The sequence below is a fragment of the Nonomuraea sp. JJY05 genome, from assembly GCF_043496855.1.
In the GTDB taxonomy this organism is placed as follows: Bacteria; Actinomycetota; Actinomycetes; order Streptosporangiales; family Streptosporangiaceae; genus Nonomuraea.
On sequence record NZ_JBIEIS010000003.1, the window covers coordinates 295,204 to 310,142 of the forward strand.

Genomic DNA, 14,939 nt, shown 5'->3' on the forward strand with positions numbered 1-14,939 from the left:
GGGTTACGCGTGCGTCGCCGTGACGGCGCCGGTGGTCCCGTCGATGGTGACCACGGTGTCGTCGTGGAGTCTGCTCGTCGCGTACGGGACGCCGAGGACGGCGGGGATGCCGAGCTCGCGGGCGACGATCGCGGCGTGGGAGAGCACGCCTCCGGTCTCGGTGACGACGCCGGCGGCGATGCGCAGCAGCCTCGCTGACCCCGCGCACAGCGAGGAAGCTGTCGTGCCGGCCGGCCGCCGAGGCCTGGCCGGTGTCCTCGTTCGCCGCCGATGATCTCGCCGCCACGGGCGGATCGCCCAGCTCGCCGAGCGCGCGTCCCAGCGCGTCGATCACGCTGGCGTGGACCGGGCGGGCCTCGATCGCCGTCCGCGTCGCGTCGTCCGGCTCGCTGAGGTCCAGGTCGCGGATGGCGGCCAGATAAGCGGCGAACGAGACGACGAAGCCGTCAGGAACCGGCAGCCCCCCGCGCAGCAACGCACCGAGCGCGCCCGCCTTGCCGCCGCACGTGCCGGCGACGGCTTCCATCAGGGGCGCGAGCACTCATTCCGCCTTTCAACGAATTATTGACAAGATTTCGTTGATTCTGGATCATGAGTCACATGGAACGCAAGCACGACATCGCTCACACAGGGCACGAGGAACACGTCCAGGCCCGACGTGAGCAGGACGCGCGGGAGCGTCTTCTGAGCCTGGGCGCGGACGCGCTCGACGCCCGCCCCTGGCGACCCCCGCCCGCCCCCGCGTCGGCGGTGGACCTCGTGCAGTTCGCCGTCTGGCGCCATGCCGACCTGGGCCCGGAGGAGGTCCTGAGTGCGCTCGCCCTCCTGCCCGCCGCCCGCGCCGAGGTCGAAGGGCTCGAGTCCGGCCTGCTGTTCATGGCCCGGAGCGCGGGGCTGACCTGGGCGCAGATGGCGCAGGCGATGGGGTTCAACTCCCCGCAGGCGTGCCAGCAGCACTACAACCGCCTGGCGGCACGACAGGATGCCGGCTCGTGACGCGGGACTCGTCGCCCGGTCTCCTGACCCTCCATGCCGTGCGCATCACCGGGTTCGCGGACACCCCGGTGATCGCACACCGGTACGGGCTCGATGTGGCCGGGACAGAGGAGACGCTGTACGACGCCGAGGCGCGGGGCTGGGTTCAGTACGCCGCCTTCGCCGGCACCGGAGGCTGGTCGTTGACCGAATCGGGCCGAGCCGAGAACGAGCGACAGCTCGCGGCCGAACTCGCCCAGGCCGGCGGTGCCGACGAGGTCCGTGACGTCTACCGCGAGTTCCTCCCGCTGAACGCTCTCCTGCAGCGGGCCTGCACCGACTGGCAGCTGCGGCCTGCCGGCGGCGATCGGCTCGCCGCCAACGACCACTCCGATTTCGCCTGGGACGCCCGGATCCTCTACGAGCTCGCCGGCATCGATCGCGCGCTCATGCCACTCGCGGACCGGCTCGGGGGCGTCCTGACCCGGTTCCGCGGATACGACACCCGGTTCACCGCGGCCCTGGCGCGTGCCCGAGCCGGGGAGGGCGCCTGGGTCGATCACACCGACGTCGACTCCTGCCATCGTGTCTGGTTCGAGCTCCACGAAGACCTCATCGCCACGCTCGGCATCGACCGGCACGCGAAGCCCTGACGCCTGCTCGGGCACCTCGCTCCGCGGAGCCCTGACGCCCGCGCTCGGCCTCGACCGGCACGCGGAGCCTTGACGCCCGCGGGTGGCCGAGCCGGCATTCGGCTACATCCGCTTCCACGTGCCGTCGATCAACCGCTGTGCGAGCGCGCGGTGAGCGTGGCCGAAGATCTCGATGTGCCGCTGGACCCCGGACTTGCCCATGACCATCGGATTGGGCGCCGCCGGGTCCGCCTTGAGGGCGCGTAGATGGCTGAAGACGCCGCCCTGGTAGGCGTGGGTGTTGATGAAGGTGTCCGCGCCCTCCAGGCCGGCCAGGCCCTGGACGTAGTCGGCGGAGACGGCGTACTGGGCGGCCGCGTCGGCGTTGTCGTTGCCGCTCCAGACCAGGAGCTTGTGGGTCTGGCCCTGGTGGACGACGGGGACGATGACGTGCATCTGCCCTTCGGTGTGGCCGGGGGCGAGGATGGCGACGGCCTCCGTGCGCCGGCCGATCCGGATGCGTTTCATCCCGACGGTGTGGCCGGGGGTGACCTCGACCTCGATGTCGATCCGGCTGGGGATGCGCGCCAGGCGGGCCCGGTACTCCTCTTCGGTGTACTCGTGGCGATGCGCCCGCAGTTCGGCCAGATCCTTGGCGACGGCGGCGGCGTCCGGCTGCCCCATGACGAACTTGGCCCGGCGCGCGTGGTTGTCGCGGATCAGGGTCGCGCCGCCGATGTGGTCGCCGTGGCGGTGGCCGAGGAAGACGTAGCGGATGTCCCCGGGGTCGAGGCCCGCGGCGGCGGCCTGGTCGAGGAACTGGCTCTGCATGTCCTGCGGGGTGGTGAGGGCGTCGAGCATGATCAGCCCGTCCGGGGTGCGGACGATCACCAGGCCGGTGTAGTCGGTGCCGAAATACCAGGCGTTGTCCATGAACCGGACGCCGCCCGCGGGCATCGGCTGGACGTAGTCCTGGTACAGGAAGCCCGTCGGGGAGACGAAGTCCTTGGTCGGATCGACGGGCCGGTCGACGGGCTGGCCGGTGCCCGCGTTCCTCGGGCTGCGGTAGCCGGTCTGGCACCACACCCGGTACTGCCAGCGGATGATCGGGTTGTCGTCCACCTCCGCCAGGGCCCTGGCCGCGCTGTCATAGGCCTTGGCCAGCGGCAGGTCGGGAGCGAGCGGACCGCCCCAGGGCACGTGCTGCCCGACCTGGGCCGCGGCCGGGGCGGGTGGGATCAGGGTGGCGGCCAAGCCGCCGATGGCGAGCATGCCGAACTCACGCCGGGAAGGCGTCATCGTTCCTCCTGTGTGTGGGAAACCCCTGAAGGTGCTTACGCGGCTGACTCGGCGGCACCGCAAGTGAGACCGCGTACGGGACCGTCATGTGCGCCGCCCGCCGGTAGCGAAGCGCCCGGGCGGGGCGATATCCGGATACCGGTCGTGGCAGGAGAGGGCCGCGCACGCGAGCCTGGAAGGGGCCATGATGGCGCAACGACCTGACGGCGGTGACGGGGGCGCGCTGCTGGTGGCGGACTCGCCGGACGAGGTGCGGGACCTGTACGCCTGGTTACGCCGGGAGCCCGAGCTGCGTACCGCGCTCCGGCTGGTCGAGAAGCCGCCTCCCGACGGAGCGCTGGGGCCGGTGGCCGAGGCGGTGCAGGTGCTGGCCGACGCGCCGGAGGTGGTGGCGGCGCTGGCGAGCATGGTGATCGCCTGGCTGCGGTACCGCAGGACCGATGTGAAGATCACCGTGAAGCGGCGCAAGGACGGGCCCGAGGTGCAGGTGACCGCCACCGGCCTGAGGGCGCTGAACCCGGAACAGACGCTCGCCCTGGCCAGGCAGATCGAGTCGGCGTTGCGGGACGGCCGGAAGGGCGGCTGAACCCGCCGCCGGCCCACTCCCGGCACCACGAGCCGCCGCGGCAGGCGTTAATCCTGGGTGAGTTCGGGCATGCGACGAGCCATGCCAGAACGACCGGAAAGTACGCCACCCGCACAGAAGCAGCCATACCCGGGACACACCGAACGCATGGAGCCCGAGCCACGGGACGAGATGCGTGACTACACCGGCAGCGCGCTGCTGGAAGGCAAGCGCGCCCTGATCACCGGAGGCGACTCCGGGATCGGCCGGGCGGTGGCCGTGGCGTTCGCCAAGGAGGGCGCTGACGTCGCGATCGCGTACCTGAGCGAGCATGAGGACGCCGCGAACACGCTGAAGCTGGTCGAGGCGGCGGGCCGGCGATGTGTGCTGATCCCGGGCGACCTCGGCGACCGCGACCACTGCGCCTCCGTCGTCGAGCGGACGGTCTCGGAGCTGGGCGGCCTGGACATCGTGGTGAACAACGTCGCTTACCAGCAGCCCGTCGACTCGCTGGAAGAGCTGTCGGAGGAGCAGTGGCAGCACACCTTCGACGTCAACATCCACAGCTACTACCGCATCACCAAGGCGGCGCTGCCGCACCTGCGCGAGGGGTCGTCGATCATCAACACGTCGTCGGTCAACGGGCTGCGCGGCAACAAGGCGCTCATCGACTACGCCGCCACCAAGGGAGCGATCAACGCCTTCACCTATTCGATGGCGCAGAATCTCGTGGAGCGCGGCATCAGGGTCAACGCGGTGGCTCCGGGCCCCGTCTGGACTCCTCTCATCCCGGCGACCATGCCGGAGGAGAAGGTGGAGCAGTTCGGCAAGCAGGTTCCCATGAAGCGGGCCGCCGACCCCGACGAGATCGCCCCGTCGTACGTGTTCTTCGCGGCCGGGCGCCTGTCCTCGTACTACACGGGCGAGGTCCTGGCCCCCATCGGCGGGGAGACCCTCCCCGGCTGAGCGGCCAGGCCGGTTACCAGGTCCGACGGAGGGCAGGCGAAAGGTGAGCCGTTGACCGAAGGAGGGGACATCATGGCCGTCCAGTCCGCCAAGGGCGAGCACGACAGGCAGATCGCCCTGCCGGCGATCGGCACGGTGACCCTGCCGGAGCCCCAGCACCTTGCCTTCTACGCGGTCCTGGTGTCTCTGGGGATCCTGGAGATCGTGGAGTGGCCCGTCGTGGGCATCGTCGCCATCGGCCATCTGCTGGCCGGCCAGCACCGCCACCCCAGCCTCCAGGAAGCCGGGGAAGCCGCACAGTCAGCGTGAGCCGGGAACTCCGAGCTTGCCGGTGATGGCCGCCCGTTGCGGAGTCCGAGGAGCCCGTGAACGGGCGGGGCGAGTTCGTCGTGCGGGCGGGATGTCAGGGCTGCGTGCCTGGGGCGAGCGGCCGGACGTCGATGCGGCCGTCGTCGCACACCCTCGCCGTGAACGGGATCTCCAGGTGCGCCACCTCGTCCGGCGGAATGATCATCAGCCGTGTCGATGTCGGGCACCGTTTCTCGGCTCCGGTCTCCACCATCCCCCAGTGCAGCCGGGCATAGGCCGACGCCTTCGGCTTCAGCACCACCCGGTGAGGCCGGACGCCCTCCCTGCGCACCCGCGTCCGCAGGGCGTCGCCGTTGCCGTCGAACATGACCAGCCCGACGAAGCCGTACACCCAGCAGGTCCGGGCGGAGGCGTTGGTCAGCACGAGCGGCGCGTACACGTTGCCCGCCCCCGGATCCTGCCGCCCGAGGCGCGCGGTGAGGGCCTCGGTGCGGCAGCGCTTGGGCGCCGACCCTTCACCGCGGACGGAGGCTGCGGAAAGAGTGGTCGCCGCACTGGCCGCGGTGGCGTCACCGGATGCCGGGAGGCCGCACACCGTCAAGGTCAGCAGTGCGCCCGCCATCACGGCCGATCCGGCACGTTTGAATCGCTGCATGCTCTGTTGGATGAGCCTCGTGCGGGTTTTGTTTGCTCACCCCAACGCCGCGGTGCGGCGTGACCCGCCGCGCCGCATTCCGCCGAGGTCGTCCTGGACCTTGCCGTTAAAATACGGCCATGGCCGCCACGGGGGAGTCGTCCGGCGCACACCCGTTGACCCTGGCGGAGCTGGCCCAGCTCGCCGGCGTGTCCGCCGCGACGGTCTCCAAGGTGGTGAACGGCCGCTCCGCGGTGGCGCCCGAGACCCGCGCGCTGGTCGAGGGCCTCATCCGCGAGCACGGCTACCGCAGGCAGCGGCGGCGCGTCGACCCGGCCGCCGCGCTGGAGCTGGTCTTCCACGAGCTCGCGGGCGAATACCCGACGGAGATCATCAGGGGAGTCGGGCAGGTGGCGCGCGAGCACCAGCTGAACGTGTCGGTCTCCGAGCTGCAGGGCAGCCACATCCCGGAGAGCCACTGGCTGGAAGGCGTGCTCAGCCACCGCCCGACCGGCGTCATCGCGGTCTTCTCCAGCCTGACCGACCTCCAGCGGGAGCGGCTGGCCCGCCGCGAGATCCCCCTCGTCCTCCTGGACCCGACCGGCGACCCCGGTCACCGGGTGCCGTCCGTGGGCGCGGGCAACTGGACCGGCGGCCTCTCGGCCACCCGGCACTTACTGGAGCTCGGACACCGCCGGATCGCCGTCATCACCGGCCCCGACCACGCCCTGTCCAGCCGGGCGCGGCTCGACGGCTACCGCGCCGCGCTGGACACCGAGGGCGTGTCCGTGGACCCGGAGCTGATCTGCCGGGGCGACTTCCAGATCGAGGACGGCCTGGCCTGCACCCATCGGCTGCTGCGCCTGCCCGACCCGCCCACCGCCATCTTCACCTGCAACGACGGCGAGGCCCTGGGCGTCTACCGCGCGGCTCACGAGCTCGGGCTGCGCATCCCGGACGACCTCAGCGTCGTGGGCTTCGACGACCTGCCGTCGATCCGCTGGGCGGTCCCGCCGCTGACCACGATCCGCCAACCGCTCACCGAGATGGCGATGGCAGCAGCCCGAATGGTGGTGGCCCTCGCCCACGGCACACCCCTGCCGCAGCACCGCGTCGAATTCGCGACGGAGCTCATCGTCCGCGGCAGCACCGCTCCTCCGAAGCGTCAGTGACGGCGTTCCCGCCGTGCGGCGCCGTTCCCGGGCCGGCCTCGCCCGGCCCGGGGACGGTGAGCCCGTTCAATCAGCCCTTGGCCCGGCCATGGAGGTCGGCGCCGGTCCCGGTGGCGGCGCGCCGGGTGGTGGCCGCCGCGCGGGTGTCGGGGCCGGGCAGGTCGGAGGTGAAGCCGTAGACCACGGTCGCCGCGGCGATGGCGCCGGTGTTCAGCGCGAGCGCCTTGTCGTTGATGTTGGCGGTGGTGTCGCAGGCCTGGTGGTAGCAGGGGTCGTACGGCTCGCCCGCGGTGCCGCCGAACAGCGCGGCCTCTTCGGCGGTCTTGATGCCCTCGGCGCCGGTGAACAGCCCGCCCGCCGGGATGCCGGTCGCGATGAACGGCCCGTAGTCGGAGCGGCCGTCGAAGTCGGTCCCGTTGTGGCCCTGGCGCAGCGTGTCGAAGTACTTCTCGAAGAGCTTCTCGATCTCGTCGGATCCGGGCGGGCCGGCGGGGGAGCCGGCGCCGTCGCTGTCATCACCGTCATAGATCTTGAACGCGTAGTTGGGTGAGCCGACCATGTCGTGGTTGAGGTACAGCTTGATCTTGGCCAGGTCGGCGGCCGGCAGGGTGTCCACGTAGAAGGTGGACCCGAGCAGGCCCAGCTCCTCGGCGCTCCACCAGGCGAAACGCAGCTTGTTGCGGGTGGGGATCTTGCCGAGCGCCTCGGCCACCGCGAGCGTCGCGGCGCTGCCGGAGCCGTCGTCGTTGATGCCCGGCCCGGCCGGTACGGAGTCCAGGTGGGCGCCGGACATGACGACCTTGTTCGGATCGCCCCACTTGGAGTCGGCGATCCCGTTGTGGGTGGTGCGCATCTCGCTGATGGTGTCGGTCTTGAGATGCACCACGGTGGTGGCCGAGGCCAGTTCCTGGCCGACGGCGAAGCTGGTGCCCAGGACGGGGATCGGCACGGGCTCGCCGAGGTTGCCGAGCAGGGTGTCGGTACGGCCGGGCTGGCCCTCGTTGAAGATGATCGCGGCGGCGGCTCCGGCGGCCTGGGCGTTCTGCACCTTGACGATGAAGTTGCAGGTGCCGCGCTGGAGCAGGGCGATGTTGCCGGGGGTGAAGCCGGCGAAGTCGGAGGCCTCGCAGCCGGAGCTGGAGCTGCTGGGCGTCGGGCCGGGCGGCAGGACCAGGTCGACGTTCTGCAGGGTCGCGGTCGGGCGCGGCGCGGCGCCCGGTCATCCCGCTCCCGCCTGCCGCCAGCCCGGCGGAGCGGGCGGCGTCGCGCGGGGCAAGCTGTTCGCCGGAACTTCTATGTCGTGTAGAAAATCTTCCCCGATCCCTGAACTGCGGGCATGGCGACGGCGACGTTCTGGTCCTCCAGGTGCGCCCAGTTCGGCGGCAGGCAATCCCCAGCGAGTCAGGGCCCCGGCATCGGGGAGTCCTTCGATGGCGACGGTCGAAACCGCGCCGCCGGCCGGCAAGCCGCCAGCCGGCAGGCCGCCGGCCGGCGCGACTGCCGCGGTGCCCGCCGCGGCGAGGAACAGACGGGTCGTGTGCGCGGTCATGCCGCCGTCAGAGGGTGACGCAGACCAGCGGTGCGATCAGTACGGCCAGCGGCCCGCTGAGCAGCAGTCCGGCCGCCGAGTAGGCCGCGGCCGGCACCCAGCGGGGCGGCCGGCGTTCGGTGAGCAGCCGCTGCAGGCGTTCGACGACGCCGGCGTCGGCCAGCGCGAAAGCGGCGGAGCCCGGGCTCGACGCGGAAGGCCCCGAGCCCGACGCGGCGGGGCCCGGGCTCGACGCGGAACGGCCGGGGCTCGAGGCGGAGGCCGCCATCCGGACGAGGGCGCGGGCCAGCGGCAGCGTGCCGTGCGCCCGGCCGGCATGATCGTCGGCGATCATCTCCACCAGCACCGCGACCGCCTGCCGGGCCGTCCGGGCGCAGGCCAGCCAGGGAAAGGCGTGCGTCAACGCGGCGAAGGGGAGCAGGGCCAGGTCGTGGTGGCCTCGCGCATGCGCCCGCTCATGCCCGAGCACGGCCTGCAGTTCCTGCGGGGTCAGCAGCTCCAGGGTCCCCCGGCTCAGCACGATCCGCCGGTGCCGGCCCGGCACGCAGTAGGCGACGTGCTCGGCCACGGGCAGCACGTAGGCGTCGTGGACCGGCGAATGATCGGCGACCACGTCGACCAGCAGGCGCTGGCGGCGGCGTTCCCGGATCGTCCTGGCGGTGGTGCGTACGGTGTGGATGAGCAGCCAGCTCATCAGGCCCGCCGACCAGGTCAGGGCCAGGAGCTGCACCGGCCCGAGCCCGTCGAGGCCGGGCCCGCTGACGATCTGGCGCGCCAGGGTGTGCGCCCCGTGCGGGAACACCGCGGCCAGCGGCGCGACCGCGACCACCAGTCCGAGGCCCACCGCGCCCAGACCGGCGGCCAGCCCGATCGCCTGCCACAGCGCCAGCGCCGCGCGTGGGCTGCGGTGCGTCCAGGACGCACCGGCGAGCCTGCGCGCGGCCCGGTCGCCCAGGGCCACCGGCAGCAGCGCGACCCCGGCCGCGACCAGCCAGGCGATCACGGCGCGGATCCGTCGCGCTCGCCCAGCGCCTCGCGCAGGGCGGCGGCCACCTCCGGCGTCACCGTCCCGACGAAGCGCTGCACGGCCGCTGCGACGTCGCCCGCCTCGTCCAGAGCGGCGCGCATGGCCTCGGCGACGAACGCGTCCTTGCCGGCGGTGGCCTTGTAGAGGTGTGCCCGGCCGACGCGCTCGCGGGAGACCATGCCCTTGTTGGACAGCCGCATCAGGACGGTCAGCACCGTCGTGGTGGCCGGCCGGGACGGCAGGCGCGCCGCGAGCACGTGGGCGAACATGCCGTCCGGATGCTCCCACAGAGCTTCCATGACCGATCGCTCCAGGTTGCCCAGCTGCACCGTCGCCCCCTGCCGTGTTCCGCTCCGGCCTGAAGGCTACCGTCCCGGCGCCGCTTGCGGCCGGTCGCCGGGCACTGCGGTCCGGCCGGCGGGAGAGAGCCGGCCGCGCCGGTCCAGCCGCCTGACGGCCGCGGCGGAGGCCGGCCCCGCGACGGCCAGGAGCAGCCACGGCAGGCCGGCCCAACCGGTGGAGCGGCCCGTGCCGACCAGGGCGCCGGCCAGGACATTCCCGGCCAGGATCCCCACCCCGGACAGCAGGTTGTACAGCCCGTAATAGGTGCCGATCAGGCGATCTCCCGCCATGTCGGCGATGGTGGCCATCTCGAACGGGAAGGCGACCAGCGTGCCCAGCGTGAGCAGGAGCACGCACGTCACGACGAGCACCATCGCCCACACCGGCGCGAGAGCCGTATGGGCGAGCGCCGCGGGCGGCAGGAAGGCGATCCCCATGAGCGCCAGGCAGCGCCTGATCGCCTGGCCGCGGGTCCACCGGGCCGAGCACCAGGCGGTCAGGCGGACCTGGCCGGCGATGCCGAGCAGCGCCGAGAGGCGCTTTTCCGGAGAGCGCGCGGCGACCGGCGCGTCCCATTGAGGCCAGGTGGTGAAAGTGTTCTATGACCGGCCCGAGGAGCGGCTCGACGTCCTGCACGCCTGGCCGGTGGAGGACCTGCCCGGCGGCCGGGTACGTATCCTCACCCAGGAGATCCAGATCGGCCGCCCGGCCGCCGAACTGGCCGCGCAGAGGCCGAACCCCGTGCTCTACGGTCACGGGCCTGGCTGGACGGCCGCGTCCTGGACCGAGCACACGAGACAGAAAGGCGATGTCGATGACCGGCAATCTCACCGTGAGCGTTCTCGGCACCGGGATCATGGGTGCCGCGATGGCCCGCAACCTCGCCCGCGCGGGGCACACCGTACGCGTCTGGAACCGCACCCGGGACAAGGCCGAACCGCTGGCCGCCGAGGGGGCGCACGTCGCCGGCACCCCCGCCGACGCCGTGCGCGACGCCGACGTCGTCCTCACCATGCTCTACGACGGTGCCGCCGTGCTGGAGGTGATGCGGCAGGCCGCGCCCGCCCTGCGCCCCGGCACCGCCTGGGTGCAGTCGACCACCGCGGGCCTCGGCGCGATCGGCGAACTGGCCGCCTTCGCCCGCGAGCACGGCCTGGTCTTCTACGACGCGCCCGTCCTCGGCACCCGCCAGCCCGCCGAGGCCGGGCAACTGCTCGTCCTGGCGGCGGGCCCCGCCGAGAGCCGGCAGACCGTGACGCCGGTGTTCGACGCCGTCGGCACCCGCACCGTGTGGACCGGCGAGGACGGTGCCGCCGCCGGCGCCACCCGGCTCAAACTCGTGGCCAACAGCTGGGTGCTCGCCGCCACCAACGCGGCCGGCGAGGTCCTGGCCCTGGCCAAGGCGCTGGGCGTGGACCCGCGCAGCTTCTTCGACGTCATCGACGGCGGTCCCCTGGACATGGGCTACCTGCGCGTCAAGACCGGCCTGGTGCTGGAGGACCGCCTCTCACCGCCCAGCTTCACGGTCACCACCGCCGCCAAGGACGCCCACCTGATCGTCGAGGCCGGGCAGCTGCACGGCCTCCGCCTCGACGTCGCCGCCGCCGGCGCCGCACGCTTCGACCGGGCCGCCGCCCAGGGCCACGGCGACGAGGACATGGCCGCGGCCTACTACGCCAGCTTCGACGACGACCCCGCTACCGCCTGAGCGTGCCGACACCCTGGAGGAGCTGGTCGATCGTGATGGGCAGCGAGCGGATGCGCCTGCCGGTGGCGTGGTGGACCGCGTTGGCGATGGCGGCGCCCATGCCGACGAGGCCGATCTCGCCGACGCCCTTGACCCCGATGGGGTTGAACCGGTCGGGCCGGCCGACGAAGGCCACCTCCATGTCGGGGATGTCGGCGTTGACCGGGATCAGGTAGTCGCCGAAGGTGGCGTTGGCGATGCGCCCGGATCCCGGGTCGGTGATCATGTCCTCGAACATGGCCATGCCGATGCCGCCGACCGTGCCGCCGATGATCTGGCTGGTGGCCGTCTTCTCGTTCAGGATCCGGCCGGCGTCGATCACCGAGACGACCCTGGCCACCCGCAGCAGCCCGAGCTCCGGGTCGACCCGCACCTCCACGAACCGCGCGCCGAACGGGCCGGCGGGCGCCAGGCCGAGTTCCCGCGGATCGTTCGGGGCGCTGGCGCCGCGGGCGGTCAGCTCGGGGAGCCCGTGCGCGGCGAGGATGTCGGTGTAGGCCTCGCCGTACTCGGGCGATCCCGTGCGGTGGATCCGGCCGCGGCCGACGCCGACCTCGTCGAGGGTGGCCCCGGCCAGGGGAGAGGTGGGATCGTCGCGGACGGTGTCCAGGACGGCCTGGACGAGGTTGCGGCAGGCGGCGTGGACCGCGTTGCCGAGGCCGGCCGTCAGGCCGGAGCCGCCCGCGTGCGCCCCGGGCGGCAGGTCGCTGTCGCCGAGCTCGAAGGTGACCTGCGGCAGGTCCAGCCCGAGCAGCTCGGCCGACAGCTGGGTCATCACCGTGTAGGTGCCGGTTCCGATGTCGGTGACCGCGCTGCGCACCAGCGCCGTCCCGTCCGCGCGCAGGGTCGCGCTCGCCTGACACGGCACCTGGTACCAGAAGAAGGAGACGCCGGCCAGGCCGTACCCGATCAGCCAGTCGCCCTCGCGCATCGAGCCGGGCTCGGGCAGGCGGCGCGACCAGCCGAACCGTTCGGCGCCGACCTCGTAGCACTCGCGCAGGGCGTTGCTCGACCACGGGAGGCCGAGTTCCGGGTGGACCTCGGCGTAGTTGCGCAGCCGCAGGTCGAGCGGGTCGATGCCGAGCAGGTACGACAGCTCGTCCATGGCCGACTCCAGCGCGAAGTTGCCCTGCGCGTCGCCGGGCCCGCGCATCGAGTTGCACCAGGTGATGTTCAGCCGGACCTGCCGGTCGCGCGTGGAGACGTTGGGGCAGGCGTAGGCGGTCGCCGAGTAGGAGGCGCACGGTTCGAGGTTGTTCCCCGTCATCTGCAGGGTCGTGGTGCTCTCGTGGTCGATCGCGACCAGCCGCCCGTCACGGTTGGCGCCGATCCTGAGGTGCTGCTCCGTGGCCGTGCGGTGGCCGATGCCGGTGAACATCTCCGGGCGGGTCAGCACGAGCTTGACGGGCCGGTCCACCGTACGCGCGGCCAGCGCCGCCAGCATGACGTGCGGCCACACGCGCAGCCCCGCGCCGAAACCGCCGCCGACGAACGGGACCAGCACGCGCACGCCGCTCTCCGGGACGCCGAACACCTGCGCGAGCGCCGTGCGCAGCCCGCCGGGCCACTGCGTGGAGTCGTGGACGGTCAGGGCGTCGCCGTCCCAGGCGGCCACGGTGGTGAACGGGCCCAGCGGGCTGTTGGCGTTGTCGGCCGTGCTGTAGGTCGCCTCCAACCGCACGTCGGCCGAGGCCAGGGCGGCCTCGGCGGCTCCGCGGACGACGTCGCTCTCGTACGGGTCGATGAGCAGCTCCGCCCTGGGGTCGTGGAGGTCGAGGACCGGCTCGGTCGTCTCGTAGTCCACCTCGACGCGCCGGGCCGCCGCCGTCGCCTCCTCCGCGGTGCCCGCCACCACCACGGCGACGTACTGGCCGTAGTGCAGGATGCGATCGTCCTGCAACGGCGGCGGCGGGGCCGACAGGAACGTGTCGGGCGCGGGCCGCAGCGTGGGGGCGTTCTGGTGGGTGATGACCGCCAGGACGCCGGGTGAGGCCTGGGCGGCGCCCGTGTCGAGCCGGCTGATCCGCCCGGCGGCCACGGTGCTGCGCACGAGCGCGGCGTGCGCCAGCTCGGGAAAGCCGAAGTCGTTGGGGTAGCGCGCGGCGCCGGTGACCTTCAGGGGGCCGTCGACCCGGTCCACGCCCTCGCCGACCAGGCCGGCCTGTTCGACGGTCGTCATCTCGCACCTCCGGCGGCGGTTCGCAGGGCGCGCACCAGGGTGCGCTTGGCCAGCTCGACCTTGAAGGCGGTGCCCTCCACGGTGAACGGGTCCCGGACGGCGGCCTCGGCCGCCGCGGTGAAGACCTCCAGGCTCGCGGGCGCCCCCCGCAGGACCCGCTCGGCCTCGGGCGCGCGCCACGGGATCGTCCCGACGCCGCCCAGTGCGACGCGTGCCTCGCCGATCAGTCCGCCGTCGAGGCGCAGGGCCACCGCGGCGGAGGTGAGCGCGAACTCGTAGGAGACCCTGTCGCGGATCTTGAGGTAGGTGGAGCGCGCGTCCGGCGCGAGCAGCGGGACGTCCACGGACGTGATCAGCTCGCCGTGCGCGAGCACGTTCTCCACGTCGGGCGTTTCTCCCGGCACGCGGTAGAACTCCGTCAGCGGGACCGAGCGCTCCCCGCCCGTCCCGCGCAGATGGACGACCGAGTCCAGGGCCACGAGCGGCACCGCCATGTCGGAGGCGTGCAGGGCGACGCAGTGCTCGTTCGCGCCCAGGATGGCGTGCATCCTGGCGGCCCCCTGGATCGCCGCGCAACCGGAACCGCGGCGCCGCTTGTTGCACGCGGGGACGGTGGGGTCGCGGAAGTAGCGGCAGCGGGTGCGCTGCAACAGGTTCCCGCCGATCGTCGCCATGTTCCGCAGTTGGACGGACGCGCCCAGCAGCAGCGCCTCGCGCAGGAACGGCAGGCGCTCGCCCACCGTCGGGTCCGCGGCCAGCTCCTCCATCGTGGTCAGCGCGCCCACGCGCAGCACCTCGCCGTCGCGGGCGACGCCGCCGAGCGGCAACCGGGTGATGTCGACCAGCCGGTCGGGCTCCAGGACGCCGTCCTTCATCAGGTCGATCTGGGTGGTGCCGCCGGCGAGATAGGACGCGGCGGGATCGGCGGTCACCGTCGCCACGGCCTGGTCCACCTCGCCCGCCCGGACGTACTCGAACTCACGCATCGCGGCCGCCCGTCATCAGCCGGTCGCGCGCCTCGCGGATCGCCGCGACGATGTTGGGATAGGCGCCGCACCTGCACAGGTTGCCGCTCATGAACTCGCGGATCTCCGCATCGGACCCCGCGCGGCCCTCCGCCAGCAGGCACACCGCCGACATGATCTGTCCTGAGGTGCAGTAGCCGCACTGGAAGGCGTCGTGGCGGACGAACGCCTCCTGCACCGGATGCAGGACGCCGCCGGTCGCGAGGCCTTCGACGGTGATGATCGCCCGGCCTTCGCACTGCGCGGCCAGGGTCAGGCAGGACAGGACCCGCTTGCCGTCCGCCATCACGGTGCACGCGCCGCAGGCGCCCTGGTCGCAGCCCTTCTTGGTGCCGGTCAGCCCCAGCCTGTCGCGCAACGCGTCCAGCAAGGTCACGCGAGGGTCCAGGTCGAGCCGATGGTCGACGTCGTTGACGGTCAACGTTACGGCGACCCGCAGGACCGGGGTCGCGGGCAGCCGGGGACTCGCCTCACGAGCCATAACCCCTCGATTCCGGCACGGCACGAGCCGCGCCCTC

General features: G+C 72.6%; 18 protein-coding genes and 1 pseudogene. 8 read left to right on the plus strand and 11 right to left on the minus strand.

Features of this window, described 5'->3' with window-relative positions; translation table 11 throughout:
* Positions 1-3: 3 nt before the first annotated feature.
* On the minus strand, positions 4-147 hold the full coding sequence (locus ACFKCF_RS05530) for a PEP-utilizing enzyme (protein WP_394491259.1): 144 nt from the start codon (positions 145-147) through the stop codon (positions 4-6).
* A gap of 94 nt (positions 148-241) precedes the next feature.
* Positions 242-526: pseudogene (locus tag ACFKCF_RS05535) on the minus strand (PEP/pyruvate-binding domain-containing protein); the annotation flags it as partial.
* 74 nt (positions 527-600) lie between these two features.
* On the opposite strand from ACFKCF_RS05535, the gene ACFKCF_RS05540 reads away from it, so the two are divergent.
* Together ACFKCF_RS05540 and ACFKCF_RS05545 are read left to right on the plus strand one after the other, a co-directional pair.
* Positions 601-996: a DNA-binding protein gene (locus tag ACFKCF_RS05540; RefSeq protein WP_394491261.1), complete on the plus strand. Its 396-nt coding sequence runs from the start codon at positions 601-603 to the stop codon at positions 994-996.
* Positions 993-1,628 (plus strand): transcriptional regulator, encoded by a 636-nt coding sequence (locus ACFKCF_RS05545; protein WP_394491263.1) that lies wholly within the window; start codon positions 993-995, stop codon positions 1,626-1,628. Before ACFKCF_RS05540 ends, ACFKCF_RS05545 begins: the two co-directional genes overlap by 4 nt.
* 102 nt (positions 1,629-1,730) lie before the next feature.
* Here ACFKCF_RS05545 and ACFKCF_RS05550 read toward each other — a convergent pair whose 3' ends face one another.
* Positions 1,731-2,906, minus strand: a complete 1,176-nt coding sequence (locus ACFKCF_RS05550; protein WP_394491265.1) for an MBL fold metallo-hydrolase — start codon at positions 2,904-2,906, stop codon at positions 1,731-1,733.
* Between the two features lie 187 nt (positions 2,907-3,093).
* On the opposite strand from ACFKCF_RS05550, the gene ACFKCF_RS05555 reads away from it, so the two are divergent.
* The 3 genes from ACFKCF_RS05555 to ACFKCF_RS05565 all read left to right on the plus strand — a co-directional run bounded on the left by ACFKCF_RS05555 (position 3,094) and on the right by ACFKCF_RS05565 (position 4,746).
* Positions 3,094-3,492, plus strand: coding sequence for a hypothetical protein (locus tag ACFKCF_RS05555; RefSeq protein WP_394491266.1), 399 nt, complete (start codon positions 3,094-3,096; stop codon positions 3,490-3,492).
* Positions 3,493-3,573: 81 nt separating this feature from the next.
* A complete protein-coding gene (locus ACFKCF_RS05560) occupies positions 3,574-4,437 on the plus strand; it encodes an SDR family oxidoreductase (protein ID WP_394491268.1) in 864 nt (287 codons plus the stop codon).
* A 72-nt stretch (positions 4,438-4,509) separates the two neighbouring features.
* The gene (locus ACFKCF_RS05565) at positions 4,510-4,746 is read left to right on the plus strand and encodes a hypothetical protein (RefSeq protein ID WP_394491270.1); all 237 of its coding nucleotides are present in this window, start codon (positions 4,510-4,512) and stop codon (positions 4,744-4,746) included.
* Between the two features lie 94 nt (positions 4,747-4,840).
* On the opposite strand, the gene ACFKCF_RS05570 is transcribed toward ACFKCF_RS05565, so the two are convergent.
* Positions 4,841-5,401 (minus strand): DUF4232 domain-containing protein, encoded by a 561-nt coding sequence (locus tag ACFKCF_RS05570; RefSeq protein WP_394491272.1) that lies wholly within the window; start codon positions 5,399-5,401, stop codon positions 4,841-4,843.
* Between the two features lie 119 nt (positions 5,402-5,520).
* Between ACFKCF_RS05570 and ACFKCF_RS05575 the strand changes: the two genes are divergently transcribed.
* Positions 5,521-6,552 carry a LacI family DNA-binding transcriptional regulator gene (locus tag ACFKCF_RS05575; protein ID WP_394491274.1) on the plus strand — a complete coding sequence of 344 codons (1,032 nt, stop codon included), beginning with the start codon at positions 5,521-5,523 and terminating at the stop codon, positions 6,550-6,552.
* Between the two features lie 70 nt (positions 6,553-6,622).
* Here the strand turns inward: ACFKCF_RS05575 and ACFKCF_RS05580 are convergent, their stop codons facing one another.
* From ACFKCF_RS05580 to ACFKCF_RS05595, 4 genes are all read right to left on the minus strand, one after another.
* A complete protein-coding gene (locus tag ACFKCF_RS05580; protein WP_394491478.1) occupies positions 6,623-7,741 on the minus strand; it encodes a M28 family metallopeptidase in 1,119 nt (372 codons plus the stop codon).
* A 367-nt stretch (positions 7,742-8,108) separates the two neighbouring features.
* On the minus strand, positions 8,109-9,104 hold the full coding sequence (locus ACFKCF_RS05585; RefSeq protein ID WP_394491276.1) for a M56 family metallopeptidase: 996 nt from the start codon (positions 9,102-9,104) through the stop codon (positions 8,109-8,111).
* On the minus strand, positions 9,101-9,457 hold the full coding sequence (locus tag ACFKCF_RS05590) for a BlaI/MecI/CopY family transcriptional regulator (RefSeq protein WP_394491278.1): 357 nt from the start codon (positions 9,455-9,457) through the stop codon (positions 9,101-9,103). The genes ACFKCF_RS05585 and ACFKCF_RS05590 overlap by 4 nt, the downstream gene beginning before the upstream one ends.
* Positions 9,458-9,493: 36 nt before the next feature.
* Positions 9,494-9,907, minus strand: coding sequence for a hypothetical protein (locus tag ACFKCF_RS05595; protein WP_394491280.1), 414 nt, complete (start codon positions 9,905-9,907; stop codon positions 9,494-9,496).
* Between ACFKCF_RS05595 and ACFKCF_RS05600 the strand changes: the two genes are divergently transcribed.
* Positions 9,906-10,049 (plus strand): hypothetical protein, encoded by a 144-nt coding sequence (locus tag ACFKCF_RS05600; RefSeq protein ID WP_394491281.1) that lies wholly within the window; start codon positions 9,906-9,908, stop codon positions 10,047-10,049. The genes ACFKCF_RS05595 and ACFKCF_RS05600 overlap by 2 nt on opposite strands.
* A 235-nt stretch (positions 10,050-10,284) precedes the next feature.
* On the plus strand, positions 10,285-11,178 hold the full coding sequence (locus tag ACFKCF_RS05605; protein WP_394491283.1) for an NAD(P)-dependent oxidoreductase: 894 nt from the start codon (positions 10,285-10,287) through the stop codon (positions 11,176-11,178).
* On the opposite strand, the gene ACFKCF_RS05610 is transcribed toward ACFKCF_RS05605, so the two are convergent.
* From ACFKCF_RS05610 to ACFKCF_RS05620, 3 genes are read right to left on the minus strand one after another with little or no spacing between them, the layout of a single operon-like run.
* Positions 11,168-13,396: a xanthine dehydrogenase family protein molybdopterin-binding subunit gene (locus ACFKCF_RS05610; RefSeq protein WP_394491285.1), complete on the minus strand. Its 2,229-nt coding sequence runs from the start codon at positions 13,394-13,396 to the stop codon at positions 11,168-11,170. The two genes, ACFKCF_RS05605 and ACFKCF_RS05610, sit on opposite strands and share 11 nt — an antisense overlap.
* Positions 13,393-14,382 (minus strand): FAD binding domain-containing protein, encoded by a 990-nt coding sequence (locus ACFKCF_RS05615; protein WP_394491287.1) that lies wholly within the window; start codon positions 14,380-14,382, stop codon positions 13,393-13,395. Before ACFKCF_RS05615 ends, ACFKCF_RS05610 begins: the two co-directional genes overlap by 4 nt.
* Positions 14,375-14,902, minus strand: a complete 528-nt coding sequence (locus ACFKCF_RS05620) for a (2Fe-2S)-binding protein (RefSeq protein ID WP_394491289.1) — start codon at positions 14,900-14,902, stop codon at positions 14,375-14,377. Before ACFKCF_RS05620 ends, ACFKCF_RS05615 begins: the two co-directional genes overlap by 8 nt.
* Positions 14,903-14,939: the final 37 nt, after the last annotated feature.

Coding starts and splice junctions, on each gene's coding strand:
- ACFKCF_RS05540 (WP_394491261.1), top strand. CDS start 601: ATGGAACGCAAGCACGACATCGCTCACACAGGGCACGAGGAACACGTC.
- ACFKCF_RS05550 (WP_394491265.1), bottom strand. CDS start 2,906: ATGACGCCTTCCCGGCGTGAGTTCGGCATGCTCGCCATCGGCGGCTTG.
- ACFKCF_RS05555 (WP_394491266.1), top strand. CDS start 3,094: ATGGCGCAACGACCTGACGGCGGTGACGGGGGCGCGCTGCTGGTGGCG.
- ACFKCF_RS05560 (WP_394491268.1), top strand. CDS start 3,574: ATGCCAGAACGACCGGAAAGTACGCCACCCGCACAGAAGCAGCCATAC.
- ACFKCF_RS05565 (WP_394491270.1), top strand. CDS start 4,510: ATGGCCGTCCAGTCCGCCAAGGGCGAGCACGACAGGCAGATCGCCCTG.
- ACFKCF_RS05570 (WP_394491272.1), bottom strand. CDS start 5,401: ATGCAGCGATTCAAACGTGCCGGATCGGCCGTGATGGCGGGCGCACTG.
- ACFKCF_RS05575 (WP_394491274.1), top strand. CDS start 5,521: ATGGCCGCCACGGGGGAGTCGTCCGGCGCACACCCGTTGACCCTGGCG.
- ACFKCF_RS05600 (WP_394491281.1), top strand. CDS start 9,906: ATGAGCGCCAGGCAGCGCCTGATCGCCTGGCCGCGGGTCCACCGGGCC.
- ACFKCF_RS05595 (WP_394491280.1), bottom strand. CDS start 9,907: ATGGGGATCGCCTTCCTGCCGCCCGCGGCGCTCGCCCATACGGCTCTC.
- ACFKCF_RS05605 (WP_394491283.1), top strand. CDS start 10,285: ATGACCGGCAATCTCACCGTGAGCGTTCTCGGCACCGGGATCATGGGT.
- ACFKCF_RS05610 (WP_394491285.1), bottom strand. CDS start 13,396: ATGACGACCGTCGAACAGGCCGGCCTGGTCGGCGAGGGCGTGGACCGG.
- ACFKCF_RS05615 (WP_394491287.1), bottom strand. CDS start 14,382: ATGCGTGAGTTCGAGTACGTCCGGGCGGGCGAGGTGGACCAGGCCGTG.
- ACFKCF_RS05620 (WP_394491289.1), bottom strand. CDS start 14,902: ATGGCTCGTGAGGCGAGTCCCCGGCTGCCCGCGACCCCGGTCCTGCGG.